Annotated in this window: 18 protein-coding genes and 1 tRNA gene; 12 read left to right on the forward strand and 7 right to left on the reverse strand. The window is 73.3% G+C overall.

Annotated elements, in window-relative coordinates; all coding sequences use genetic code 11:
- The first annotated feature begins 190 nt into the window (after positions 1-190).
- Positions 191-2,914, forward strand: coding sequence for an ATP-binding protein (locus tag AMK27_RS08670; protein ID WP_073904455.1), 2,724 nt, complete (start codon positions 191-193; stop codon positions 2,912-2,914).
- Positions 2,915-2,967: 53 nt separating this feature from the next.
- Positions 2,968-3,041 (forward strand) — tRNA-Pro (locus AMK27_RS08675).
- Between the two features lie 120 nt (positions 3,042-3,161).
- Here the strand turns inward: AMK27_RS08675 and AMK27_RS08680 are convergent.
- Positions 3,162-5,738, reverse strand: a complete 2,577-nt coding sequence (locus AMK27_RS08680) for a SpoIIE family protein phosphatase/ATP-binding protein (protein WP_107425513.1) — start codon at positions 5,736-5,738, stop codon at positions 3,162-3,164.
- A gap of 555 nt (positions 5,739-6,293) precedes the next feature.
- On the opposite strand from AMK27_RS08680, the gene AMK27_RS08685 reads away from it, so the two are divergent.
- A complete protein-coding gene (locus AMK27_RS08685) occupies positions 6,294-6,908 on the forward strand; it encodes a helix-turn-helix transcriptional regulator (protein WP_073904459.1) in 615 nt (204 codons plus the stop codon).
- Between the two features lie 35 nt (positions 6,909-6,943).
- Here the strand turns inward: AMK27_RS08685 and AMK27_RS08690 are convergent, their stop codons facing one another.
- The 5 genes from AMK27_RS08690 to AMK27_RS08710 all read right to left on the reverse strand — a co-directional run bounded on the left by AMK27_RS08690 (position 6,944) and on the right by AMK27_RS08710 (position 14,699).
- Positions 6,944-8,803 (reverse strand): ATP-binding cassette domain-containing protein, encoded by a 1,860-nt coding sequence (locus AMK27_RS08690; RefSeq protein ID WP_079188304.1) that lies wholly within the window; start codon positions 8,801-8,803, stop codon positions 6,944-6,946.
- Positions 8,800-10,671: an ATP-binding cassette domain-containing protein gene (locus AMK27_RS08695; protein WP_073904461.1), complete on the reverse strand. Its 1,872-nt coding sequence runs from the start codon at positions 10,669-10,671 to the stop codon at positions 8,800-8,802. Before AMK27_RS08695 ends, AMK27_RS08690 begins: the two co-directional genes overlap by 4 nt.
- 148 nt (positions 10,672-10,819) lie before the next feature.
- The gene (gene ramS / locus AMK27_RS08700; protein WP_015037662.1) at positions 10,820-10,948 is read right to left on the reverse strand and encodes a mycelium formation morphogenetic lantipeptide SapB; all 129 of its coding nucleotides are present in this window, start codon (positions 10,946-10,948) and stop codon (positions 10,820-10,822) included.
- A gap of 44 nt (positions 10,949-10,992) precedes the next feature.
- Positions 10,993-13,638: a class III lanthionine synthetase LanKC gene (lanKC, locus tag AMK27_RS08705; protein ID WP_073904463.1), complete on the reverse strand. Its 2,646-nt coding sequence runs from the start codon at positions 13,636-13,638 to the stop codon at positions 10,993-10,995.
- 221 nt (positions 13,639-13,859) lie between these two features.
- Positions 13,860-14,699: an SDR family oxidoreductase gene (locus tag AMK27_RS08710; protein WP_073904465.1), complete on the reverse strand. Its 840-nt coding sequence runs from the start codon at positions 14,697-14,699 to the stop codon at positions 13,860-13,862.
- A 515-nt stretch (positions 14,700-15,214) separates the two neighbouring features.
- Between AMK27_RS08710 and AMK27_RS08715 the strand changes: the two genes are divergently transcribed.
- The 7 genes from AMK27_RS08715 to AMK27_RS08745 all read left to right on the forward strand — a co-directional run bounded on the left by AMK27_RS08715 (position 15,215) and on the right by AMK27_RS08745 (position 21,048).
- Positions 15,215-16,390 (forward strand): serine/threonine-protein kinase, encoded by a 1,176-nt coding sequence (locus tag AMK27_RS08715; protein ID WP_073904467.1) that lies wholly within the window; start codon positions 15,215-15,217, stop codon positions 16,388-16,390.
- A 506-nt stretch (positions 16,391-16,896) separates the two neighbouring features.
- The gene (locus AMK27_RS08720; RefSeq protein ID WP_073904468.1) at positions 16,897-18,615 is read left to right on the forward strand and encodes an RNase A-like domain-containing protein; all 1,719 of its coding nucleotides are present in this window, start codon (positions 16,897-16,899) and stop codon (positions 18,613-18,615) included.
- A 10-nt stretch (positions 18,616-18,625) separates the two neighbouring features.
- Positions 18,626-19,285: a hypothetical protein gene (locus tag AMK27_RS08725; protein ID WP_143204835.1), complete on the forward strand. Its 660-nt coding sequence runs from the start codon at positions 18,626-18,628 to the stop codon at positions 19,283-19,285.
- A 34-nt stretch (positions 19,286-19,319) separates the two neighbouring features.
- Positions 19,320-19,730 (forward strand): WXG100 family type VII secretion target, encoded by a 411-nt coding sequence (locus AMK27_RS08730; protein ID WP_073904472.1) that lies wholly within the window; start codon positions 19,320-19,322, stop codon positions 19,728-19,730.
- Positions 19,731-19,755: 25 nt separating this feature from the next.
- Complete coding sequence (locus tag AMK27_RS08735) at positions 19,756-20,058, forward strand: WXG100 family type VII secretion target (protein ID WP_073904474.1); 303 nt, start codon at positions 19,756-19,758, stop codon at positions 20,056-20,058.
- A 1-nt stretch (position 20,059) separates the two neighbouring features.
- Positions 20,060-20,401 (forward strand): RNase A-like domain-containing protein, encoded by a 342-nt coding sequence (locus AMK27_RS08740; RefSeq protein ID WP_073904476.1) that lies wholly within the window; start codon positions 20,060-20,062, stop codon positions 20,399-20,401.
- 8 nt (positions 20,402-20,409) lie between these two features.
- Positions 20,410-21,048: a contact-dependent growth inhibition system immunity protein gene (locus AMK27_RS08745; RefSeq protein ID WP_073904478.1), complete on the forward strand. Its 639-nt coding sequence runs from the start codon at positions 20,410-20,412 to the stop codon at positions 21,046-21,048.
- A gap of 1 nt (position 21,049) precedes the next feature.
- On the opposite strand, the gene AMK27_RS08750 is transcribed toward AMK27_RS08745, so the two are convergent.
- A complete protein-coding gene (locus tag AMK27_RS08750) occupies positions 21,050-21,997 on the reverse strand; it encodes a glycoside hydrolase family 16 protein (RefSeq protein ID WP_073904480.1) in 948 nt (315 codons plus the stop codon).
- 352 nt (positions 21,998-22,349) lie between these two features.
- Here AMK27_RS08750 and AMK27_RS08755 point away from each other — a divergent pair, with 352 nt between their 5' ends.
- Positions 22,350-22,586, forward strand: coding sequence for a hypothetical protein (locus AMK27_RS08755; RefSeq protein ID WP_143204836.1), 237 nt, complete (start codon positions 22,350-22,352; stop codon positions 22,584-22,586).
- 203 nt (positions 22,587-22,789) lie between these two features.
- On the forward strand, positions 22,790-24,940 hold the full coding sequence (locus AMK27_RS08760) for a bifunctional polysaccharide deacetylase/glycosyltransferase family 2 protein (RefSeq protein WP_073904484.1): 2,151 nt from the start codon (positions 22,790-22,792) through the stop codon (positions 24,938-24,940).
- The last annotated feature ends 2 nt before the right edge of the window (positions 24,941-24,942 follow it).

Below are 24,942 nucleotides of genomic sequence, written 5' to 3' on the forward strand. Positions count from 1 at the left end.
TCGGGACCGCTAGGCTCGACGGTCCACCGCACACCGGGCCGCGTGGGTCGCGCGGGCCGGTCACGGCAGCAGCTCTTGTGGGGAGAGTGGGTCACCGGTGCCGTCGGATCCTGAACAGTCCTTGCCCGTACGGTCGTCGGGAGCGCCTTCGAAAGCGGGTGGCGCGCCTGAGAAGCCCGGCGCGGACCCGGTGCGAGGGGGTCTCCTCCTCGAACGCGGCCCGGAACTCGCCGCGGCCGCCCGCGCGGTCGAGGGCCTCGTCGCGGAACCCGCCCGCGGCGGGTGCGTCCTCGTCTACCGGGGAGAGGCGGGCAGGGGGAAGACCGCGCTCCTCGCCGAGATCGGCCGCATCGCCGGGGACCGGTGCACCGTCCTGACGGCCCGAGGCGACGAGACGCACACCTCCGTCCCGTTCCACGTCACGCGCCAACTGCTCCAACCCGCAGTGGAGGCGAGGGAACTCCTGCCGGCGCCGGACGGCCGGGGCGCGGAGGCGGTCGGCCGGATCGCCCCCGCGCTGGGCCTCGCACCGCCGCCTCCGCCCCCGGCCGCACCCGCCGACCCGCAGGTCGTACGGGGCGGACTCGTCCGGCTCCTGGACTGCCTGGCCGCACGGCTGCAGGACCGGCCGCCCGTGCTGCTCGTCGACGACGCCCAGTGGGCCGACGCGGAATCCCTGGCCTGGCTCGACGCGTACACCCGGACCCGGAACGGCGGGGGCCTCCCCGTCCTGGTCGTCCTCGCCCACCGCCCGCCGCCACCCGAGCCCCACGCGCCCGGCGCACCCGCCACCCTGGCGGCGCTCGGCCACCGCGCATTCCTGACCCTGGGCCTGGACGCCCTGACGCCGGAGGCCACCGCCGCACTGGCGCGCGACGCACTCGGCGGGCACGCCGACGAACCGTTCTGCCACGCACTGTGGACGGTGACGTCGGGGAACGCGTACGAGACGGTCGAACTGCTCGCCAAGGCCCGCGAGCGGGAGGTCGACCCCGTGGCAGGATCCGTCGCCCTGCTCCGCGAGCTGGGGACGGGCGCGCGCGGCGGGGGCCTCGTCGCCCGCCTCCAGGCGCTCGGCGCCGGACCGACGCGCCTGGCGAGGGCGATCGCCGTGCTCGGCCCGGACAGCACGCCGCGACTCCTGAGGGCGCTCACGGGGATGGCGGGAACCGAGCTGGCGGCGCACACGGACCGCCTCCGCCGGGCGAGGATCGTGACGGCGCCCGATACGCCGGCGACACCGGCCCCCTCCGCACACGCCGACGCCACACCCACGACCGCCACGCCGTCGGCGCCTCCCGCCCCGGCGGGTCCGCTGGAATTCACGCATCCGCTGATCGCGACGGCCGTGTACGGATCGGTGCCCGCAGCGACACGGTCCGCCCTGCACGGGCGCGCCGCACGGGCGCTGGCCGAGGCGGGACACGGTCCGGCCGCCGCCGCCCGGCACCTCCTCGACGTCCAGCCGGCGGACGACGAGGACGCCGTCCGCCTGCTGCGGGCCGGCGCCGCCGAGCACCTGGCCGTCGGAGCCCCCGACGCGGCCCGCCGCTGCCTGGACCGGGCCCTCGCCGAGCCGCCGGGCCCCGAGACGTACGCCGTCGTCCTCTACGAGCTCGGCTGCGCGTCGCTGCTCACCGCGCCGGCCGCGACCGTCCGGCACCTCCGCTCGGCGCTCGACCTGCCCGGCCTGGACGACACGCTCCGCGTCGACGCCACCTACCGGCTCGCCCAGGTCCTCGCCCACAGCAACCAGCTCGGGGAGGCGGCGCGGACCGTCGAGGCCGAGGCGGTCCGCACCCCGCCCGGCACCGGCCGACGGCGCCTCCAGGCCGCGCACTTCATGTACGAGGGGTTCCAGGCCGCGGAGGAGGACGGCCCGGGCCGCTCGCGTCGCCTCGCCGAGCTCACCGGGCGCCTCACCGGGGCGGACAACCCGGAACGCGCCCTGCTCGCCGTCCGCGCCTTCGACGCGATGCTCAGGGGCGAACCGGCGGCCGAGGTCGTACGACTCTGCGACAGCGCCCTCGTCGACGGCGCACCGGCCAGGGGGCTCGGCTGGACCGACACCACCTGGGGTTTCGAGATCCCGGCGCTCACCGGCATCGCGTACGCGTTCGCCGACCGGCCCGACCGGGCGCGGGCCCTGTTCGGCGAGGCGGTGCGGGCCTTCGAGATCTCCGGCTGGAACGGCGCCCACCTGGCCTTCGCCCACACCCTCCTGGGCCTGGCCCACCGCAGGCGCGGAGACCTGCCCAGGGCGCAGCACCACCTGGAGGAGGGACTCCGCCTGGCGGACCGGGTGGGCCGCGGGCTCCCCGTCCACTGGGACACGGCCTGCCTCCTGGTCGACACGCTGCTCGCCCGGGGCCGTACCGCCGAGGCCAGGGAGGTCGCCGACCGCTACGCCTTCGGCCCGCCCTGGCCGGGAGCGATCGTGCTGCCCGACGGCCCGAGCGTCCTCGGCCGCCTCCTGCTGGCCGAGGGCCGGCACGAGGAGGCGGCCCACACCCTGGAGGCGGCGGCCGAGGCGCTGACCGCCCGCGGCCGCCACCACGTGCTCTGGGCACCCTGGCCCTTCGACCTCGCGCGGGCCCTCGCGACGACGGACCCGGACCGCGCGGCCCGCGTCGCCACCGAGGCCCGCGCCCACGCGGAACGCCTCGGCACCCCCACCGCCCGCGGCGAAGCCCTCCGCTGCCTGGCCCTCTTCGCCACCCCCGCCGAGTCCCGCCGCCTCCTCACCCGCGCCGTCGCGCACCTGGCGGAGTCCCCCTCCCGCTACGAGGAGTCCCGAGCCCGCCTGGACCTCGCCCACGCGACGGGCTCGGCCACCGCCCTCGCCGAGGCAACGGCCCTGGCCACCACCTGCGGCGCGGTGACAGCCCGTGCGTCAACCCACCCTCCGGAGTGAGGTAGTGTTTTCCCTGCACGCCGACGCGGGGGAAACCCCACGAGGACGAGCACCGGGACGTGGCGCAGCTTGGTAGCGCACTTGACTGGGGGTCAAGGGGTCGCAGGTTCAAATCCTGTCGTCCCGACTCGAAAGAGTCGCAGGTCAGAGGTCGTTTCAGAGCAATCTGAAGCGGCCTCTGACCCGTTTCCGGGGACTACGTGGGGCCCAACTCGTGTCGACCGCGCCGGCGGGCGACGACCGAGGTCTAGGAGAAGGCACCGCCCTCCGCGGGCAGGGCCTGTTCGGCCCAGATCACCTTGCCTTCCGGGGTGTACCGGGTGCCCCAGTGCTCGCTGAGCTGGGCCACCAGGAACAGTCCGCGGCCTCCCTCGTCCGTGGTGGTGGCGTACTGCAGATGCGGGGCGGTGCTGCTGCCGTCCCACACCTCGCAGGTCAGATTGCGATCGCACAGCAGACGCACGCGCACGGGCGCGGCGGCGTACCTGATGGCGTTCGTGATGAGCTCGCTGAGGATCAGTTCCGTGGTGAAGGCGAGCTCCTCCAGGCCCCACTCATCGAGTTTCCCGGCCGCGAGGGCGCGCACGGTGCCGACCTCGCTCGGGTCGAACGGTACGTCCCACTCGGCGACTCGGCCGGGGCCCAGAGTCCGTGTCCGGGCGATGAGCAGCGCGATGTCGTCGGCCGGCCGGGCGGGGAGCAGGGCGTCGAGCACGGCGCGGCGGCTGGCCTCCGGGTCCCGGTCGGGGTGGCTCAGCGCGGTGCGCAGCGTCTCCAGGCCCTCCGAGATGTCCCGGCTCCGCTCCTCGACCAGCCCGTCGGTGTACAGGACGAGCTGACTGCCTTCCGCCAGGTGCACTTCCATGGTCTCGAACGGCATGCCTCCCAGCCCCAGCGGAGGGCCGGCCGGCAGTTCCGAGATCGTCGTCGTGCCGTCCGGGGCGACCACGAGCGGTGGCACGTGTCCTGCCCGCGCCATGGCGCAGTTCTGGGAGACCGGGTCGTAGACGGCGTACAGGCAGGTCGCACCCATGACACCGCCGTCCGAGGGCGTGCCGTCGCCTTCCTGGTCCATGCGCTGGACGAGGTTGTCGAGACGGGCGAGGAGTTCGTCGGGCGGCAGGTCCAGGGAGGAGAAGTTGTGCACGGCCGTGCGCAGCCGCCCCATGGTGGCCGCGGCGTGCAGGCCGTGCCCGACGACGTCTCCGACGACGAGCCCGACGCGGCTGCCCGACAGCGGGATCACGTCGAACCAGTCCCCGCCCACTCCGGACTGCGCGGGCTGGTAGAAGTGCGCGACGTCCACCGCGCTCTGCTCGGGCAGGTCCCGCGGCAGCAGGCTGCGCTGGAGCGTCACGGCCAGATGGTGCTCGCGGGTGTAGCGGCGGGCGTTGTCCATGGTGACCGCGGCGCGGCCGACGAGCTCCTCGGCCAGGGACAGGTCGTCCTCGTCGAACGGCTCCGGCTTCTGCGACCGCCAGAAGTTGACGATCCCGAGCACGACACCCCTGGCCTTCAGCGGCGCCGCGATGAGCGAGTGGATGCCGTAGTCGACGATCTGGGACGTCCGCTGCGGGTCCTGGGCGTGCCAGCCCGGCGCGTCATGGAGATCGGGTACGAGCTCCGTCGTGCCCGTACCGTAGCCACGGGCCTGCGGTGTGGACGGCAGGAAGTCGATCAGTGCGCCGAGCGGGTACAGCGGGTGATCGGGTCGGATGCCGCTGACCGCCGTGCGCCGCATGTCGGCGCCCGGGCCGGGCTCGTCGCCGTGCAGTACCGCGTCGGCCAGATCGACCGTGACGAAGTCCGCGAACTGGGGAACGGCGACGTCGGCCAGCTCCTTCGCGGTGCGGACCACGTCGAGGGTCGTCCCGATGTCACCCCCCGCGTCGTACAGCAGCTTGAGCCGCTTGCGGGCCGTCTCCGCCCGACTGCTCAGGAGCTGCATCTCGGTGGAGTCGCGGATGGTGACCGCCGAGCCCCGCGGGAGCGTGGGCCGCTGATTGACCACGAGCAGCCGGTCCCCGGCCTCCAGCACCTCGTCCGTGGCCACCCGGCCGGACAGCAGCAGTTCCGCCATGCGACGGTCCATCCCGACCTCGTCGACGGGGCGCCCTTCGGCGTCGTCCGGCAGGCCGAGCAGCCGTCCCGCCTCGTCGTTCGCCAGGAGCAGCCGTCCGTCGCCGTCCGTGATCACCACCCCTTCGCGGACGGAGTGGAGCACCGCGTCGTGGTGCTCGTACATGCGGGTCATCTCCTGCGTGCCGAGCCCGTGGGTCTGGCGCCGAAGTCTTCGGCTGATCAGCGCCGTGCCGACGGTGGCCAGGGCCAGACCGATGGCGATGGCCAGGAGGATGACCGGGAGCTGACGGTCGGCGACGCCGGTCACGCTCGCCACCGTCAGACCAGCCGAGACCAGGGCGACGACCTGACCCCCGGGCGAGGTGACCGGGACGGTCGCCTGGATCTCCTTGCCGAGCGGCCCCTCGACACTCTCGGTGTACACCTCGCCGGCCAGTGAGGGCTCGATCGTCCCGACGAACTGCTTGCCGATGAGGTCGGGCTGCGGGTGGGTGTAGCGGATGCCGTTCGTGTCCATCACCACGAGGAAGTCCACGCCCGCGTCCTTCCGCGTCTTCTCGGTGAGGGGCTGCAGGATCGCGGACGGGTCCGGCGACCTCAGCGCTTCCTGCAGGCCCAGGGAGTTCGCGAAGGTCTGTGCCACGGACACGGACCGGTTGCGCGCCTCACGGTCGATGTCGTACCGCGACTGCAGCAGCAGGGCCAGCAGGGCACCGGCGGCGAGCAGCACCACGATCGCCACCTGAAGGACGAAGACCTGTCCGGCGACGCTTCCGAATCTTCTGCCTAGTTTCGACCGCACCGGTACGCCGGGCACGAGAGACGAGACGGGCTCACAACCCCAGTTGTAGCACCTCCCCGCGGCCAGGGCCCGAGATGTTCACGGTACGCGTCCGGACCACCGCACCCGGTTCCCGTCGCGGCCGGACCCCGGGCAGCGGCGCACGGGAGGTGCGGTCCGGCGCCGCGGCCGAACCCCGGCGGCGGCGGGTGCGGTCCGGCCGGGCCCCTGGGGGGCGGCGCACGGGCGGTGCCGCCGGGCCCCTGGGGGCGCACTTCCGCCGTCGCGCGCCCGTATGGGTCCGATCTGGACATTCCTGGTTCGGCGCGGCCGGCAGCGCAGGCCGTCGGCCTGCTTCGCCTTCGAAGGGACGCACCGGATCCGGCCGGGGCGCTCCGGAGTGCGCCCCCTTGTGCACCCGGTGCTGTGTTCCGCCTGATGCGGCAAGGGCAGAGGGGTGGGGGTGGCTGCTCGCGTCGTGCACCTCTGGCACGGCGGAGGACCGAAGGGGTGGGAATGATACGAGTGACGGTGGTCTACGAGGCGCAGCTCCTGCGGACCGCGCTGGTCGAACTGCTGAGGTCGGGCGGGATCATGGTGGGCTCCTCGCTCGACCGATGGCCGCACGGCCCGGCGGCGGGGGTGTCCGAGCCCGACGTGTACGTGGCGGACGCCGGGTGTCTGCCTGCCTCGGCGGTGCGGCCCGTGGCCGCTGCCGCACCGGCCTCGGGGGAGGGGCCGGGTGTCCGGCCCGCGCTGCTGGCCCTCGTCCCCGGGCAGCGGCCGGGGGTGCTGCGCCGGGCCCATGCCGCGGGGGCGACCGGCTTCGTCGACCAGAACGCCCCGAAGTGTCGATTATTGGAGGCCGTGCACCGTCTGGCCAAGGGGGAGCGCTACATCGACGACACGCTCGCGCTCGGGTTCCTCCAGGCGGCGGAGATGCCGCTGACCCGGCGCGAGCTGAGCGTCCTCTCGCTGGCCGCCGACGGAGCGCCGGTCGCCGAGATCGCCGCGACGCTGTTCCTGACCAAGGGCACCGTCCGCAACTACATGGCGAGCGTCATCCGCAAGGTCGGCGCACGGAACCGCGTGGACGCCATCCGGATCGCCCAGGGCGCCGGGTGGACCTAGAGCACCGCCGCGGCGTCCTCGCCGTCACGGTCCGCTCACTCGCGGACCCGGCTCCAGTGCCCTACCAGATCGCGGTAGAGAGCGGAACGCGCGAGCAGCTCGTCGTGCGTTCCGTACCGGGCCAGGGTGCCGTCGAGGACGAGGATCCGGTCGGCCCTGAGAGCGGACGACAACCGGTGGGCGACCACGACCAGGGTCCCCGGCCGCGCGCTCAGGGCCCGCTCGGCCGTGGCCTCCGCGACGGGGTCCAGGTGGCAGGTCGCCTCGTCGAGCAGGAGCAGCGGGGCGGGGGCCAGATGGGCGCGCCCCAGCGCGATCCGCTGGCGTTCGCCGAGGGACAGGGCGTCGGGCGTCAGCGTACGGTCGAGCCCGCCCACCCGGTCGACGAGCGGTGCCAGGGCGAGCGCGTCCACGGTCCGGTCGACGGCGGCCCGGTCGGCATCGGGCCGCAGGTACCGCAGGTTGTCCCGCAGGGTGCCCGTGAAGACGTACGCCTCCTGGGGGATCAGCACGCGCAGGGCGGGGAGCTCGGAGGGCGGGCAGGCCGCGACGTCGCGGCCGAAGAGCCGTACGTCGCCGTGATCGGGGGTGAGCATGCCCGCCGCGATGTGCAGCAGGGTCGACTTGCCGATGCCGCTCGGGCCGACCACGGCGATGTGTTCCCCCTGCTCGACGGTCAGTTCCAGCGCGTCCAGCACGGGGCGTGCCCCGGGTCCGTACGCGGCGCGGACGTGGCGCAGCTCCAGGGCCGCGGCGGCGCGGCCGGTACGGCGCGGGCCGGGGGAGTCGGCGGCGGGGTCGGGGGTCGGGGAAGGGGTCGGGACAGGGGGCGGCGGCTGCGTGAGCCGGTCGAGGACGACGAAGAGCCGCGCGCCCGCGGCGCCCAGGACGGTCATCAGGGTGTGCAGCGCGGGGAGCAGCGACTGGAGGACGTAGGTGAGCGCACCCACCACGGCTCCGGCCGTGACGCCCTGGCGCAGAAGCCACGGCGCCGTGGCGAGCAGCAGGAGGACCGGCAGCTGTCCGGCCGTCGCCACCGAGAACGTGCGGACGGACGCCCAGCGGGCCAGGGCGCGCTGGGCGGCGGCCGCCTCCTCGACGGCGCGGCGGTTCTGCGCGGCGGTCGCCTCCTGGGCGCCGCAGGCCACGGTGTCCCGCAGCGCGCTGCGGGTGATCCCGGCGCGCCGGCCGACGGCCTCGTCCGCGTCGAGGTACCGGTGCTGGGCCCGCGCCATGGGCCGCAGGGAGGCCGTGAACAGGGCGAGGCCCAGCACCAGGGGCGGAAGCACGACGAGGAGGAACTGCGGCGCGAGCGACAGCAGACCGACGAGGGCCCCCACGGCGACGAAGACGAAGGAACGGGTGGCGAGCACCAGTCCGGCGAAGCTGTCCCGGGCGATCTCGGTCTGACTCGTCAGCCGGGACACCGCGGTGGCGTCCCCGCTGCCGCCTCCGCCTCCGCCTCCGCCTGTGGCGGTGGCCGTGGCGGTGCGCAGGGCGCGTACGACCGACCCTTGTACGAGCTGGTCGCGCAGCGGTTCCGTGAGGTGGGGGAGCTGGGCGAAGACGCCTCGGATGACGGGAGCGCCGAGCAGGATGGCCACGGCGGCCCCCGCGAGCCAGAGGAGCCCGGTCGAGGGCGCGCCCCTCAGGAATCCGTCGTCGAGGGCGCGGGCCACGCAGTAGCCGCCGAGGAACGTCTGCGCGGATTCGGCGGCCGACCAGGCCGCCAGCTTCAGCAGGACGCTTCTGCGGAGGAGGAGCAGAGAACGGAGGAAGGCTGTGACGCGCCGGGCCGAGTCCGCCTCGCCGGGGGCGGCGGACGGTGCCGGGCGGTCCGTCGCACTCGGCGTGATCGGTTCCTTCGCCCTCTCCGGGCTCGGAGCCGGCCTCACTCGTCCGCTCCCGTCCCCGGGACGGCCGACGACCGCAGTGCGCCGGAGCCGGCGGTCGCCGGGGGAGCGTCCGCGGGCGGGGCCGGCGTGGCCTGCGTAGCCCCTGTGTCGTGTGTGGCTTCCGTGGTCTGCGTGGTCTGCGTGGTCTGCGCGGCCTCCGCGCTGAACACCGCGCGGTACTCCGGCTCCTCCCAGAGCAGGCTGTGGGGTCCGGACCTGCGTACGCGGCCCCCCTCCAGCCAGACGACCAGGTCCGCCCGGGCGGCCGTGGACACCCGGTGGGCGACGATCAGCCTGGTGCACGCCCGTGCCGGAGTGGCCAGGGCGGTCTCCACCTGGCGTTCGGTGGCCGTGTCGAGGCTCGACGTGGCGTCGTCGAGGATCATCAGACGGCCCCGGCCGATGAACGCCCGTGCCAGACCCAGGCGTTGGGCCTCGCCGCCGGAGAGCGGGGCGTCGTCCACCGGGGTCTCGTAGCCCAGCGGCAGCAGTCGGACGAAGGTGTCGGCGCAGGCGGCCGTCGCCGCGTCCCGGACGCTCGTCGGTGTCGCAGGGCTCCGGCCGGGCCCGGTCCCGGCGGCCAGCGCGGCGCCGACCGTGGGCGTGGCCCCGCCGTCGAAGACGGGACGCGCGAAGGCGTACGAGGTCGCCCCGCGCAGTTCAGAGCGGGACAGTGCCGCCAGGTCGACCCCGTCCAGGCGGACGCTCCCGGCGTCGGGGTCGGTCAGCCGGCCCGCGACGGCGGCCAGCGTCGACTTGCCCGCTCCGGAGCGGCCCACGACGGCGACCGTCGATCCGCCGCCGATCGCGAGCGTCACGTCCGTGAGGAGCGGGACGCCGCCGCGCGTCACCCGCACGCCCCGCAGTTCCAGGTTCCCGGGCGCGTCGGCCGGCAGGACTGCGGAGCCGTGCGGCATCGGCGCCAGATCGGCGAGTTCGGCGGTGCGGCGTGCCGCGCTGCGGGCTCGGACCAGGGTGCCGAGCGGCGCCGCGATGCCGCCGATCCCGGCGGCGAGCGCCGCGTACCGGGAGGCGGCGAGCAGACCGCCCACGCTGACCTCGCCCGCGGCGAGGCCGACTCCCGCGACCGCGACGACGGCCGTGGTGAGCAGCGGCAGGAGGACGCCGCTGCGGGCCACGGCGCGGCCGTGGACGAGCCACATGCGGGTGCCGTGCCGTGCCATCTCCGGCAGCGGGGCGAGGACGCGCTCCTCCTCGTGCCGTGCCGTGCCGGCGGCGGCGATGGTCCGGGCGCCGCCCAGCGCTTCGGCCAGCCGGGCGGCGACGGCGCCCTGCGCCCGCTGGTAGTGGCCGACCGAGTCGGAGGACTGGGTGGCGAACGCGCGGAGCAGCAGCAGGAGCAGGGGCAGACCGGCCACGAAGACGGCGGCGGTCCAGGGATGGATGAGCGCCAGGGCGACGAGTGCGCCGACCGGCACGAGCACGGACGACACCGAGGTCGCGAGGGCCGCCGGGGCGGTGCCGCTGTCGGTGGCGTTGACGCACAGCCGGGCGGCGACGTCGCCGCCCGAGTGGGGTGCCGCCCGGTGGGGAGCGGTGCCGAGGAGCCCGCCCAGGGCGCGCAGCCGGATCCAGGCGGTGGCGCGGGCGTTCGTCAGCTGCGTCAGAAGGACGGAGCCGGTCTCCAGGAGCACCTCGGCGGCGAGCAGGACGGCGGTCCACAGCAGCCACGTCCCCGCCCCGGGCCGGTCACGGAGCAGCAGGTCCAGGGTCCTGCCGGCGACCGCGGGTACGGCGAGCGAGCAGGCCGCGCCGGCGACCGAGCAGAGCAGCAGCGCCGCGGTGGTGCCCGCCGTGTGCCGTACGGCGCCGCGGAGCAGCCGGTCGGAACCGGTCGGCGAGGCCATCCGGCCTCCTCTCTTCCCCTCCGGAAGCGATGTCGCCGCCGGGCCCGCCGGTGTCCGGCCCCGACGGCCGGAGCCCCGGGAGCAGCGCTCCCGGGGCCCCGTGACTCCTCACCGGCGCTCGGGACGCCGTGCGGGAAGCCGGATCGGGTCAGTTACAGGTGGTGACGCTGAGGCTGCTGTCACCGCAGAGCAGGAGGCTCGCGCGGCTCCCGGTCTCGACGTCGCCGATGGCCTCGTCCTTGGGGGTCTCCAGAGACTGAAGGTCGAAGAGGTTCATGATCGTTTCCTTTCGTAGGGGACGGGTGGTGCGGGGCGACCCCGTCAGGGGGCCGGTTCGTGGGGCCGCGGAAGCGGCGGAAGGAACGGCAGGTGGGCCGGGCGGTCGCCCAGGGCCGAGGAGAGCGCGAGCAGGACGCCCGCCGTACCGGTGGAGAGGTCCATGGAGAGGCGCATCATCTGCTCGCCGGGGAAGGCGAGTCGGCCCTGGTAGGACATGGCGTGCCAGCTCAGGCAACCGACCTGGCGGCGTACGTCCCCCGGTGTCGTGCCGGGGCCGCCGACGTTCGTACGGGCGAGGTGGAGCACCATCCCCGCGACGCCCCGGAAGAGCCCGGGCTGCGCGTAGAAGGTGGCCTGCGCCGCCTGTACGATCTCGCGGCGCGCCCGGTCCAGGGCGTCGTCGCGCCGGTGGAGCAGGTAGTCGTCGATCACCATGCCGATGCCCACGCTGCCCGCGCCGAGGTACGGCATCGTGCGCCAGCCCTCGTCGACCTGCAGGGTCCCGGAGGCGCCGCGGACGCAACGGCTCAGGTCGTCGTGGAGCGCCTCGGCGGCGAGGTCGAGGAGGGCGGTGTCCCGGGTGCGCTCGTAGAGGCGTATGAACAGCAGGGCCCGTCCGGCGGAGCCGTACAGGAGTCCCGTACGCGCCTTGCCTGCCGGTGCCGCCGCTCCCGCCGCTCCTGCCGGTCGCCCGGGCGACCGGAGCGGGCGGGCGGACAGCTCGGCGCAGCGCAGGGCCGCCGCGTGGAGGCCGCTCTCGCCGGTGGCGGTGGCCAGGGCGTCCAGGGCGAGGCCGAGACCGGCCGTCCCTCCGTACAGGTCGGGGGCGAGGCCCTCGTGGTCCTGTTCGGCGACGAGTGAGGCCAGTTCGAGCGCGGCGGCCGGGTGCCCGAGCCGTTCGAGGGTCCACGCGACACCGGCGAGACCGTCGTAGAAGCCGAGCGGTGTGCCGGAGTCGGGTTGCTTGGCGTGCCGCAGGAGCCTGTCCTCGGCCTCGGGACATCGGGGTGCCCCGCTCTCGTGCAGGGCGTGGAGCACTCCGGCCGTGCCGTGACCGACGGTCATGCCTCCGCCGGAGGTGGCGAACTGGGCGATGTCCCCGGGGAAGAAACGATCCTCCCTCTCAGGTGTCGCCGACGCGAGGATCGCGGCCACCATGGAGTCACGACTGTTCGGCCAGTCACCCGGCTCCGCGGGCAGGAACGGGGCGCGGTCCGCCGGACGGTCGGCCGCCCGCGTGCTCCCGCCTGCCGGGCCGCCGGCCGGGTCGCGCGTGATCTCCCGAACCGCCTCGTCCAGGAAGCCGGGAGGTAGCGGGAACCGCGCCGCGGCGGTCTCCGCGAGGTGCGCGGCCTTGCCCCGGTCCACCGCGAGCAGACTCGTGAGCGGGATGAACAGCGCGATCCGGAGGCACGCGAGGGCGTACCGGTCCACATCGAAGCCCCGCCGGTCGGCGGGCGCCACGAACCCCGGGTTGGCGACGGTCTGGCGACCGCCCTCGGCGGCGGGTTGGGCCGCCTCGAAGTCCAGCAGGACCACCGAGGACTCGTCCTCGGACACCATGATGTTGAACAGATGCAGGTCGTTGAAGACGATCCCGCGTGCGTGCACCGCGGCCACGGCCCGCTCGACGAGCCCGTGCATCCGCAGCGCCCACTCCGTGTACTCGGCGAGCCGCTCCGCCGGCGGATCGGCCTCCATCAGCGGATGCCTCCGCGCGAAGAAGGTGTTGAGCGGCTTGCCCTCCACGAACTCCAGCGCCAGGAAGTGGTGGTCGCCCACGGTGAAGCTGTCGAGGACCTCCGGCGTGCAGGCGAGCCCCGAGAGCCGTTCCAGCGCCTCGCGTTCGCGGTGCAGCCGCGTCACGGCGTCCGCGCCGTCGGCGGCGAGGCCGGCGTACGGCCGCGCCTCCTTCAGCACGACCCGCCGCCCGGTCCGCCGGTCCCGGGCCTCGTACACCCCACCGCCGTTGGAGAAGTGCAGGGCCTTCTCGACGGCGTACGGCATGTCCTGGACGGTCACCGAGGCCCTCGCCTCCAGGTGCGGAGTCAGGAAGGCGGGGGGAGTCACCCAGGCGGGCACATGGAAGACGGGATCGCGCCGGTCGGGCACGAGCGTGCCGGACCCGTCCTCGACGGCCGGCCGCAGCTCCCCGTGCTCGTCGTAGCAGTGGCGGACGGTGAAGCTGCCGTACCGCAGGTGCACGGGGCCGCGGCCCCAGCGCAGATCGCTGAGGATGTACGGACCCGGCCGGCCCTCCAGCAGCCCCGCCAGATCGGTGGCCACGCGCTCGCACTGCTGGTCGTCGGCCGGGTACACGGTGATGAACTTGCCGCTCGCCGAGCGGTCCGCGTACTTGGCGTTGCGCTGGTGCAGCAGGTAGCGGCTGGGGACGAACTTGAAGGCCACGTCCTGTTCCAGACAGTACGCACGGACGGTGGCGAGGATCGCCTCCGCGTTGTCGAGACAGGCGGAGACGTGGATCTTCCATCCCTGCGACGGGAGCGCGTGGTCCAGGGGGCGCAGGGCGAGCCAGTCGCCCGTACGGTGGGACGTCCAGCCCTCGGGTACGGGGAGGGTGGCCGCCCGGTACAGGGAGTCACCCGCACCCTCGGCGAAGACCAGGCGGTGCGGCGCGTCGTAGAAGTGACGGTCGGCGTCGCAGAACACCGCGTACCCCTTGTTCACTGCGCACTCCCTCGGTCGGTGACGGACACGACGCTGTCACGTCCCCGGAGGGCCCCGACAGTCGCCGCTGTCACCTTCCGGCTATGCGGAACGCACAGGTAACAACAGCCCCGCGGGCGGCTCGGGTTCGCACGACCGGCCCGCGCTCGCACCCGACACGGCCGGCCGTATCGGGTGCGAGCGCGGAGTCCGCGCGGCCCGGGAAGCGGTACGACGGTCCGTCAGACCGTTTGAGGTGGCGGCCCGTCGACCAGCGCCCGGGCCGCGGCGTACTCCTCGCGGGCGGCCTGTTCCGCGACGTCGAGATAGCCGTACGCGTCGGCGCCGACCGGGATGCGCAGGGGCGTGGGGCCCTCGGCGTGGACGATGGCCAGGACCCGTGCCGCGTAGTCGTCGGGGCGTCCGGTCTCGGGGCTGTCGGCGAGTCCGCGCGCGCCTTCGAGCATCTCGCGGTTGGTCACGTCGTAGGCCGGGACCCGGTGGGCGGCTTCCGTCATGGCGGTGCCGTAGCGGGTGGCGAACATGCCGGGTTCGACGACCGTGACACGGATGCCGTGCGGGGCCGCCTCCACCGCGAGCGCCTCGCTCATGCCTTCCAGGGCGTGCTTCGCGGCCACGTAGGCGCCGAGGCCGGGGAAGGCCATCCGGCCGACGATGGACGAGACGTTGAGGATGTGGCCGTGCCCCTGGGCCCGCATCAGGGGCAGCGCGAGCCGTGCGAGTCTCCAGGGCCCGACGAGCAGGATCTCCAACTGCTCCCGGAGTTCGGCGTCGGAGACCTCCTCGACCGCGCCGAAGAGACCGACGCCGGCGTTGTTGACGAGGACATCGATGCCCCCGAGGCGGTCGACGGCCGTCCGGACGGCCTCCTCGCAGGAGGTCGGGTCCCGCAGCTCCAGCGGAACCGGGACGATCCGCCCCGGCCAGGCGGCCGCGAGATCCTCCAGGTCCGCGGTCTTGCGGGCGGTGACGACGAGTTCGTGCCCCGCCCCTGCCGCCGCGGCGGCCAAGGCCCTTCCGAGGCCCGAAGAACACCCCGTGATCAACCAGCGTCTGCCCATGGATCCCCCCGTACGGATCGCCGAAGTGATGACGCGCGAACGGTCCTGCCCTCTCGCGCCGCCGGACGCGCACCGTCCCGTCCGCGCGGGACGGGACGCGCTTCATCGTGAAGGCGAGATCCGGCCACGACCATCCCTCACGCAGGGGCGCGCGGACGCACGGTCGGGCGCATCGGCGCCCGCTCACCGAGCCCTCCGACCCGGCGAACCACCGCGTCGGGGAATCGAGTTCGGGCCTACCCCTCGAGGAGCGTCCGGAGGTCCTCCCGCCCGCCCGAGACGCGACCGGCCGCCCGCGTCCGTCGAACGCGCGGATGTCACAGGGATGTCCCGGGGCATCCGGGGCAGCCGTACCCCGAGGTCCGCACGCGGCGGCTGTACGGCCGCGATGTTCGAAGGCGGCCCCCGCCCCGGGCCGACGGGTCCGCACCGGGCGGGGGGCGAAGAGCGGCACCCCGCTCGCCGACGAAGAGCCGGACGGCAGAAGGCGGCAACGGAAGACAGGGAGCACCGAGATGCAGGTCCGTCCGTGGCGCGTCCAACCCGACTCCCGGCTGACCGCCCACGCGGTCGCCGGCCGGTACCGGCTCGACGGCCTGCTGGGCAGAGGGGGCGCGGCCGACGTCTACGAAGCCGTGGACCTCCGGCTGCGCAGGCCCGTCGCGGTGAAGGTCTTCCGCCGCGGCGACGCCCGGACCGAGGAGCACTCCGACGGCGAGGGGCGTCTCCTGGCCCAGCTGCAGCATCCCGGTCTCGTGACGCTCTTCGACTCCGGTCACGACGAAGGCCGCCCCTTCCTGGTGATGGAGCTCGTCAGGGGGACGACCCTGCGCCGGCGCCTGGCCCGCTCCGCGCTGTCGGTGACCGAGACCTGCCGCATGGGGGCCGCGCTGTCCTCCGCGCTCGCCCACGTGCACGGAACGGGAATAGTGCACCGCGACGTCAAGCCGTCGAACATCCTCCTGGACCCGACCGGGGCCCCGCGCCTGACGGACTTCGGGATCTCCCGCCGCTTCGCCGCCACCGACGACCCCGCGGCCGCGCCCCACGAAGCCGCGAGCGGCACGGACGCCCCGGCCACCGACGGCGAGGGCATCCTCACGGGGACGGCCTCCTACATGGCGCCGGAACAGGCACTGGGCCGGACCACCGGGCCGCGGGCCGACATCTACAGCCTCGGACTCGTCCTCCTGGAGGCCCTCAAGGGCGAGCGGGAGTACGACGGAACGCCCCTGGAGGCGGCACTCGCACGGCTGCACCGCCCGCCGGCGCTGCCCGCCGGACTTCCCCCGGACCTCGGCGAACTGTTGAAGGCCATGACGGCGCACACGCCTTCCAGCCGCCCCGACGCCCGCACCTGCGAGACGGCACTGGCCGCGCTGCCGACACCCGACGCGCGCGATCCCGGGGCGGAGACGGCGCCCGGCGGCCCTCCGCACCCGTCGGGAGTCCACCGCTCGCCCGGTACGCCCCCGAGCGCGCGGACCCGGCCCACGAGGACCAGGTCGCTCCACGGCCCGGGGCGACTGCTCGCCAAGAGCGCGGCCCTGGCCGCCCTGGGCGTCACCCTGACGGGCTCCATCGGCGCCGCCCCGGTCGGGAGCCGAAGCACCGCGGACCCGCTGTCCCACCGCGTGACCTCCGAGCAGATACCGGACGGGGCGGGGCACGTGGGCGACCGGAGGCGATGACGGCCGACCGACCCGGACCCGGGCCGTGGGAAGCGGCGCGTTCCGAGACCACGCGACGACGGGGCACAAGGCCGAGTGCTTCGACGGCGGCATCGCCACGATGGCCAAGGACTCGGGTCTTTCGGCCAACTCCAGTCGCGATCATGAGATGTGACGCCTCGTCCTGCTAGCTTCGGCAGCAGTCTGACGGGGTCGGGGGGACTCATGGGACGGGGAGAAGAACAGGGCAGGGGTGCGTGCGCGTGCTCCCGCGCGGCGTGCGGAACGGTCAGGAATCACCGGTGAGTACGCCGAGCCCGAGCCCGAGTCCGACCGGTACGGCACCACCGAGTCCCGGCCCGCAGCCCACCACGACACCGGCACCCGGCACGACGCATCTGCCGTCGCCGGGGCCGTCGCCGAGCACGCCAGGACCTCAGCCGACGCCGTCGCCGAGCCCGAACGCGCCGCCGACGCCGCCCGTGTCCGGCCCGCCGCCCCAGCTGCCTCCGGCGACGCCGCCCGCCGTGAGCAACCCGTGGACGGGCCCCGGCGGCTTCGACGTCCAGCCACTCCACCTGTACCAGGTGTCCGCGGCCCTCTCCGTCGAGCAGCAGTCGTTCCACAAGGCGCTCGTGCAGTTCCTCGACGTGCACGCGGGCTACTCCAAGGTGGGCGGATCCGGCACCGCCACAGCCGAGTTCGCCACCCAGTACGCCGCGGTCGTCGCCCTGCTCATGGAGGCGCACGGAAAGGCCGTGGTCGCCATCGGCGGCGCGGCGGTCGGTTTCACCACCACGGCCAACAACTTCCGGCAGGCGGACGCCGCGACCCACCCCCTCAGCCCGTCCTTCGTACCGCAGGCCCCGCCGCAGGTCATCTCCGCGCCGCCGGCCTACCCGGCTCCACCGCCGTTCGGCGTCCGCGACGGCAACGCCGTCGACGAGTTCGCCGACATCTTCGACGGCGGCGACATTCCCGGCTCCCTGATGCGCACCGTGATCGAGGAGGCGCTGCGTACCGGCCGAGCACTGGAGATACTGCCGCTCCCGAACTACCTCAGGGTCAACCAGCTGTCGCAGGCATGGCTGCCGTACCAGACGGGCGTCGGCATCATCCAGGGGCAGCTCACCGCCACCATCGACGTCATCACGGACCATGCCAACGGGGACTGGCACGGGGCGATGCTGCAGTTCGTGTCGTCGGTGTGGGGCACGACGGCCTGGGGCAAGAATACGGCCGGCTACGAGTGGGGGCACAAGCCGCCGACCGGTGCGGGCACGAGCCTCCCGGTCTTCGGCGTCCTCAGCACCACGGCCCAGATCCTGGCCCAGGCCGTTCGCACGTACGCGGAGGCCGCGGAGAAGGTCCGCACCGAACTGCGCGAGATCCTGCACAAGGCGATCAAGGACGCCCTGGCCCTTCTGGAGGTCACCGATTTCAGGGACTTCATCGGGAACTTCGTCGAGCGCCTCAAGAAGCTGTGGAAGGGCCTCGGCGCCGCGGTGCTCCTCAGCATCGACACGGACGCCGTCAACGCGGCCGTCGACACCTACGAGACCACGCTGCGGGCCCAGACGCAGAAGGTGAAAGGCCTGCTCGAACCGCTGCAGGAGGCTTCGCGCGCGGTGCCGACCTTCCAATCGGAGTCGGCGAGGGCGGAGGCGTTCGGGGCGCGCTCGCTCTTCGAGTTCGACCGGTCGATCGTCCCGCTCAACGAGCAGTCGCGGGACCCGAACGTCAGGTTCGGCATCGACCTCGCGTCCGTGGAATGGGAGCGCAACGACTTCCAGCCCCCACCCCCCGAGGGCCTGAGGGGCGGCAAGGAAGCCCACACGATCGACAAGCACATCGGGCTCACCCCCGAGCAGCTGATGCACCGACTGCGCGACCAGGGCGGCGCCGACGCGTCGACGTTCCGCGATCTGCGGTCCGCCGAGCAGTACGTGCAGACCGGGGTCAACGACCCCGCGAAGAAGACCGAGCTGGAGACCTGGATGCGCAACCAGGAGCGGAAGGTGGCCGACGGTACGTTCAGACCGGGATCCGTCAAGGCCTGGGACTTCCCGGTCACGGACGCGAACGGCAATCCGGTGGCCGTGGGAACCTCCGTGAGTCAGTCGGACTTCGCCGCGTCGGGCTTCTCGGCCCGGCCCAAGGACGTGCACACGGTGCACGTGGTCCTCGCCTACTCGCCCGAGTCGAAGTCCTTCTACGTGCTCACCGCCTATCCGAAGGCCCCTTAGCATGCGTCAGGTGACCGAACCGACCGACGCCGTCCTCACCAGCGGGGTGCTCGCCCGCCTCGTCGACCTCGCCGCGGCCTCGCGCAACCCGGGGGCCGCCCCCTTGGAGGATGAACTCCAGCGTTTCGCCCGCCTGATGCAGGACTCGCACACGATCGCCTGGGTCATGCCCTTCGACGCGGTGGCCTCGCTCCTCGAGGCACTGGCGGACGAATGCGGCACGGAGCGGTTCGCGGCGAGGCCGACGGTGTTCCGTGATCGGCTCGCTCGGGCGGCCGGCGACGAACAAGCCGACACCTTCCTTCGTACGCTCGCGGCGCTCCTCCGGGACCCGTGGTTCGGCGACTGCCCGGGCTATGACGAACTGCCGCTCTCGCAGTGGGAGGCACTCGCCCGTTTCGACATCGTCAACGAGTTCGCGTCACAGCTGCCCACCGGTGAGTACGGCAGCGACCCCGAGGCGGAAGCACTCGACCTGGTCGCCATGGATCACCCGGACTGCCACGGCAGAATCGCCGATCTCGCGGGACAACTCCAACGAGTCCTCTACATGTTCCGCTCGTCTGCCGAGCTCGACGCGGCCTTCGCGCCCGTCATGCCGTCGGTGACGACCGCGCGGCTGCGGCTGCTGCTCGACGCCGTCCACGCCCACTTCACCGAGCAGCACTGACCCACCACTCCATCGCCCCGAAAGGAGCCGCCGCATGCCCGTCGATCCGAACCTCGCCGTCGCGGACGAGGACCTGAAGCGTCTCGCCGACGATCTGGACGCCATGCGGACGTACATCGACGGGCAGGTGCGCCGGATGGACGCGATCGTCGACCGGGCCGAGGCGCGGTGGCGCAGCGAGGCGGCGACGGCGTACCGGAAGCTGCACCGCGAGGCCGGGGCGGACGCCGTTCGGGTGCGGGAGATCCTGGGAGTGCTGGCGCAGGCGGTCCGGATGAGCCGGGACGGGTTCACCCGCCAGGAGCTGGACACCCTGCGGCAGTTCCGGGCCGAGATGAAGAAGGTCGACGTCGACGCGGAGGTACGGGAACTGTCGGGAGAGAGGCCGGCCGACGCGGCTCCCGGTGGTGATCCGGCACCGGTCAGCCGGATCAGTGAGCTCTGAACATCCGTACCGCAGAGGGGGAAACATGAGTGAGGACGGCTCGATCCACGTCGACCTGGTCGCGCTGCGCGAGATAGGCGGCGATCTCGAGGACATCGTGAAGACGCTCAACGAGCGCCTGACCGCGCTCTACGACCGCACGGTGCCGGTCGTCCTGGCCTGGCAGGGCGAGGCTCGCGAGGCCTTCGTGGACGAACTCGACCGCTGGGACCGGCAGATGGAGGACCTGCAGGCCGCGCAGAAGTGGCTGCACGCCGTGGTCGCCAACGGGCACGCCAACTACTCCGCCGCCCAGCGGGCCACCCTGCGCGGCTGGGGCGGGGCCTGACATGACGACCCCTCCCGCGGCCCGCGTCCCGGCCCGCGCCGATCGCGCCGCCACCTTCCCGGACCGGGCGACCGCCCAGTGGGCCACCCAGCAGGTGATCACGCTGAACGAGCAGGTCATCCACCGCTGGCTCGCCCAGTCCACGCGGCAGCGGCTCGTGATCGAGGCCGCCTGGCCCTCGCGGCCCGATCCGGTGGGCACGCTGCTCACCACGGGGATGGCGCTCGCCGGCCAGGATCCGATCCCGGTGCGCGCTGCCAGGGTGGTGCTCCGCAGGACCGGATCCGGTGGTCCGGGCGGGCCCCCCTTCACCGTGCACTCCTCCCTGCCCGTCGACCTGTAGAGGCCACCGTGTCCCTGAACCCCGCCGAGCACGACCGCAAGTACGGCGAGCTCGACCAGGTCGTCCGCGCCCACCTCGGCCTCGGCCCGCACGCTCCCGAGGCGGTGGGCGGCTATCTGCGGCAGACGTGGCGCACCCGGCCCTGGGCGATCGCCGTCGCGGCGGAGCAGCTGCGCGTGTACGCCGACAATCCGCCGGGACGGCTGCGGATACGGCTCGGCGAGTACTACCGGCTGCCCGACGTGGGGCTGCCCCCCGAGGAGATCCGGGACTGGCTCACGGGCGTCGCCGACCGGCTCGACGGAAGCCTGGTGAACGGAGAGGCGCCACCGCCGGCCGCGCCGGCGACGCCCTGGGAGTGGCGGGCGCGCTTCCCCGAGCTGGCGCAGCTGCTCGGCGGATGGTTCTCGCAGGACATGCCGGACGAGTTCGGCGACCACGAGGCCGCGCTCGCCGACTATCTGGCGGGCACGGACGGGGGGCTCGTCGCCCAGCTCACGGGGGAGTTGTACGACCTCCTCGCCCTGGGCCTCGACGAGGACGGCCTGGCCCTCGCGCTGGTGACGCTCGGCGCGGAGGTCGAGCCCCCGGTGCCGTTCGGCCCCGGTGCCTGGCTCGCCGTGCTCGCCGTGCGGCTGCGGGCCTGAATCAGGGCGTCGCGACGGTGTTGACGTAGGCCGTGCCGGCGCTCTGGAAGTCGTCCACCGTCGTCCGGATCTCCGCCGGGGAGACGGCCTCGTCGGCCTTGTGGTAGACCCAGTCGACCTTCATGTCCCAGACGCGCGGGCCTCCGGTGAAGGGGAGGTCGATGAGCCAGTTGCTGAAGTGGATGTCCATCTGCTCGCGCGCGACGTACTTTCCGGAGCTGGTGAAGAGCTCCTTGCCGTCCAGGGAGTACGTGACCTTCCCGTCCATGGCGGTGATCACCATGGTGTGCCAGCCCGCGAGGCTCCGCTTGACGGTGTTGTGGACGCGGTCCGGCGGGTCGGCCTTGTACCAGCTGACGTTGTCGAGCTGCGGACCCACCGAACCCCAGCCGCCGTTCGGCAGGTACTCGAAGTCGAGTTCGCTGTAGTTCTCCGAGGAGTCGGAGGAGGAGATCGGGAAGAAGGTCTGGACGACGTGGTCGCCGTCGCGTCCGCTCGTGGGCCTGTCGCTGAGGTGGACCCGGGCGGCGTAGGTTCCCGTGAAGAAGTTCCCGCCGGTGGTCTGCACCTCGGTCTGCGTGGTGCCCTGCGCGGTGCCGTCCGTGGAGGAGCGCAGGCGGAGGACCTTGCCCGCCTCGGCCGTCTGGTCGGAGGGGAAGGCGGCGCCGTCGGCGCTCCAGGTGTCCTTGATGCCCGGACCGCCCCCGCCGGTGCGGACCTCCCAGCCGTGGGCGGCGAGGGAAGGGTCGTCGGCGCCGGTGTAGTCGAAGTCGTCGAACAGGGTTCCCGGCGGGCCGGTCGGCGTCGGTGAGGCCTCCCGCGCGGGCCCGGCGGCGTCGGCGCCGCCGGTCGCGGGGGCGGCGGAACACGCGGCCAGTACGCACAGGAGGGCGGGCAGCGTGAGCGCGGTCCACGCGCGGCGGCGAGAGGTGCGGCGGGGCTGGCTCACACGGGCTCCTTGGGGCGTAGAGGCGGTGACTGGACACGCCCGTTGGCATGCGGACCGATCGCTGATCGCATGAATCGAGCGGTCATCCTAGCGAAGGTTTCCAGCCATCTCGCCGCGTGTTCGCGACCCGGTCATTCAAGGGTCTGGAAGCGCTCGTCGACATACCGATCCGGTTACGGTGCTCGATCGGACCATGTCAAATACGTACATCGCACGCCAATCGATTCAGCCCATGCGCTACGGTCCGCTCTACGCTTCAGCGGTCTCCCCACCCTGCACAAAAAGGCCACAACTCATGCGCCACGTCGCCACATCCTCCCGGCGCGGATCGGTCCACTCGGTACAGCCCGGCATGGCTGAATCACATCAGTTCGCGCCGGCGCCCATACCGGTGTTCGTCGACCAGTCGGGCCTGCGCAGCCGTCAGCTGCGCCGCCTCGGCTGGCCGGTCTCCGTGGTCGGCGCGATGCTCGCGGCCGCCATGGGCAGCAGCCTCATCGGCGTGCAGTCGGACGCCCCGGCGATGGGGATACCCCCGAAGCCCTCCTACCAGCCCACCAAGGGGCCCCTGTCGCCCTCCTGGCCCTAGGGAATGTCGTGCTGATCAGGCCGGATCAGCACGACATCCCCTAGCGGGCGAAGTCCGCAAATCCTCTCGTGAAGCGTCCGGCCGTCACGCCGGACCTCGCGACCTTCCACGGCGTACCGGGGCCCTCGTGCCACCCGGAGCGACACCTGCGGGCCGGGCCGAGCGTGCCTGACCGTCCGCACCACCCATCTCCAGGAGCACCCTTGTCCCGCCACCAGCGTCGTCGGCAGTCCCTGCTGAGACCGCGCCGACTGGCTGCGCCGCCGCTGCGCTTCTTCATGCCGCTGTCCCTGCTGGCCTGCCTGCTCGCACTGCTCGTCCTGCGCGGCCTCGCCACCAACGAGGCGTTCCACGACACCCGGGTCGCGACCTCGGTCGACAAGACGACGGTGCCCGAGAACCTGCTCAAGGGCGGCCCGGTCATCGACGCGCGCGGCAGCAGGAACGAGCGCCCCGTGAGCTACCGGATCCCCGACCGCACCGTGGTCCTCAGCTTCGACGACGGCCCCTCGCCGGAGTGGACCCCGAAGATCCTGGCCGTGCTCGCGGCCCACGACGTCCGCGCCGACTTCTTCGTGACCGGCTCGATGACCACGCGCCACCCGGAGCTGATCCGGCAGATCGTCGCGGGCGGCCACGAGATCGGCCTGCACACCTTCACCCACCCCGACCTCGTGTACCAGTCCGAGGCCCGGATCAGCTGGGAGCTGGCGCAGACGCAGCTGGCCCTGGCCGGCGTCGCGGGCGTCCACAGCGCGCTGTTCCGCCCGCCGTACTCCTCCGACGCCTCGGCGCTCGACGACTGGAACTACCCGGTGATCAAGTACGTGGGCTCCCGCGGCTACCTCACCGCGTTCATCGACCGCGACACCCACGACTGGAAGCGCCCCGGCGTCGACGCGATCGTCGAGGCGGCGATGCCCCGCAAGCCCGGCGCGGGCGAACTGGTCCTGCTGCACGACGCGGGTGGCGACCGTACCGAGACCCTGGCCGCGCTCGAGCAGATCATCGTGAAGCTGAAGGGCGAGGGATACCGCTTCACCACCATCTCCGAGGCACTCGGCGCCACCAACGCCACCGTGCCGGTGCACGGCTACCAGCTGTGGGCGGGCAAGTGCTTCATCTGGGCCACCCAGGCCGCCGTGCTCACCCTGCCGGTGCTGGTCGCCCTGCTGGCCGTCGTCGGCTTCCTCAACTTCGGACGGTTCGCGCTGATGCTCGTCCTCGCGCCGCTCCACGCCCGGCGCTCCCGGCGGCGGGACGCGTGGGGACCGCCCGTCACCGAGCCGGTCACCGTCCTCGTCCCGGCGTACAACGAGCGCGAGTGCATCGCGAACACCCTGAACTCCCTCGCCGCCAGCGACTATCCGATCGAGGTGATCGTCATCGACGACGGCTCGACGGACGGCACCGCGGACATCGTCGAGGAGATGCGCCTGCCGTTCGTCCGGCTGATCCGCAAGGTCAACGGCGGCAAGTCCACCGCGCTCAACACCGGCATCGCGGCCGCGTCGCACGACATCATCGTGATGATGGACGGCGACACCGTCTTCGAGCCGTCCACCGTGCGCGAGCTGGTCCAGCCGTTCGGCGACCCGGGGATCGGCGCGGTCGCGGGCAACGCCAAGGTCGGCAACCGCGACAGCCTGATCGGCGCCTGGCAGCACATCGAGTACGTCCTCGGCCACAACCTGGACCGCCGGATGTACGACATGCTCAACGTCATCCCGACCATCCCCGGCGCGGTCGGCGCCTTCCGCAAGGAGGCCCTGGGCCGGGTCGGCGGGATGAGCGACGACACCCTCGCCGAGGACACCGACATCACCATGGCGGTGCTCTGCGACGGCTGGCGCATCGTCTACGCCGAGCGCGCCCGCGCCTGGACCGAGGCCCCCGCCAGCCTCCAGCAGCTCTGGTCCCAGCGGTACCGCTGGAGCTACGGCTCCATGCAGGCGATGTGGAAGCACCGCCGCGCCGTGACCGCCCGGGGCCCGGCCGGACGCTTCGGACGGCTCGGGCTGCCGCTCGTCGTGATGTTCGGCGTGGTCGCCCCGCTGCTCGCGCCGCTGGTCGACCTGTTCCTGCTGTACGGCGTGCTGTTCGCGGACGCGCCGATCACCCTCGCCAGCTGGGGCGGGTTCATCCTGCTCCAGGCCGTGCTGTCCTGGTACGCCTTCCGGCTCGACGGCGAGAAGCCCCTGCATCTGATCAGCCTGCCGATCCAGCAACTGGTCTACCGGCAGCTGATGTACATCGTCCTGCTGCAGTCCACGATCACGGCGCTGACCGGTGGCCGGCTGCGCTGGCAGAAGCTCCGGCGCACCGGCGAGGTCGCCGCACCGGTGGAGGCCTGACC

The sequence above is a fragment of the Streptomyces sp. CB02009 genome (genome assembly GCF_001905825.1).
In the GTDB taxonomy this organism is placed as follows: Bacteria; Actinomycetota; Actinomycetes; order Streptomycetales; family Streptomycetaceae; genus Streptomyces.

Coding starts and splice junctions, on each gene's coding strand:
- AMK27_RS08685 (WP_073904459.1), top strand. CDS start 6,294: ATGATACGAGTGACGGTGGTCTACGAGGCGCAGCTCCTGCGGACCGCG.
- AMK27_RS08695 (WP_073904461.1), bottom strand. CDS start 10,671: ATGGCCTCGCCGACCGGTTCCGACCGGCTGCTCCGCGGCGCCGTACGG.
- ramS (WP_015037662.1), bottom strand. CDS start 10,948: ATGAACCTCTTCGACCTTCAGTCTCTGGAGACCCCCAAGGACGAGGCC.
- AMK27_RS08710 (WP_073904465.1), bottom strand. CDS start 14,699: ATGGGCAGACGCTGGTTGATCACGGGGTGTTCTTCGGGCCTCGGAAGG.
- AMK27_RS08715 (WP_073904467.1), top strand. CDS start 15,215: ATGCAGGTCCGTCCGTGGCGCGTCCAACCCGACTCCCGGCTGACCGCC.
- AMK27_RS08730 (WP_073904472.1), top strand. CDS start 19,320: ATGCCCGTCGATCCGAACCTCGCCGTCGCGGACGAGGACCTGAAGCGT.
- AMK27_RS08735 (WP_073904474.1), top strand. CDS start 19,756: ATGAGTGAGGACGGCTCGATCCACGTCGACCTGGTCGCGCTGCGCGAG.
- AMK27_RS08740 (WP_073904476.1), top strand. CDS start 20,060: ATGACGACCCCTCCCGCGGCCCGCGTCCCGGCCCGCGCCGATCGCGCC.
- AMK27_RS08755 (WP_143204836.1), top strand. CDS start 22,350: ATGGCTGAATCACATCAGTTCGCGCCGGCGCCCATACCGGTGTTCGTC.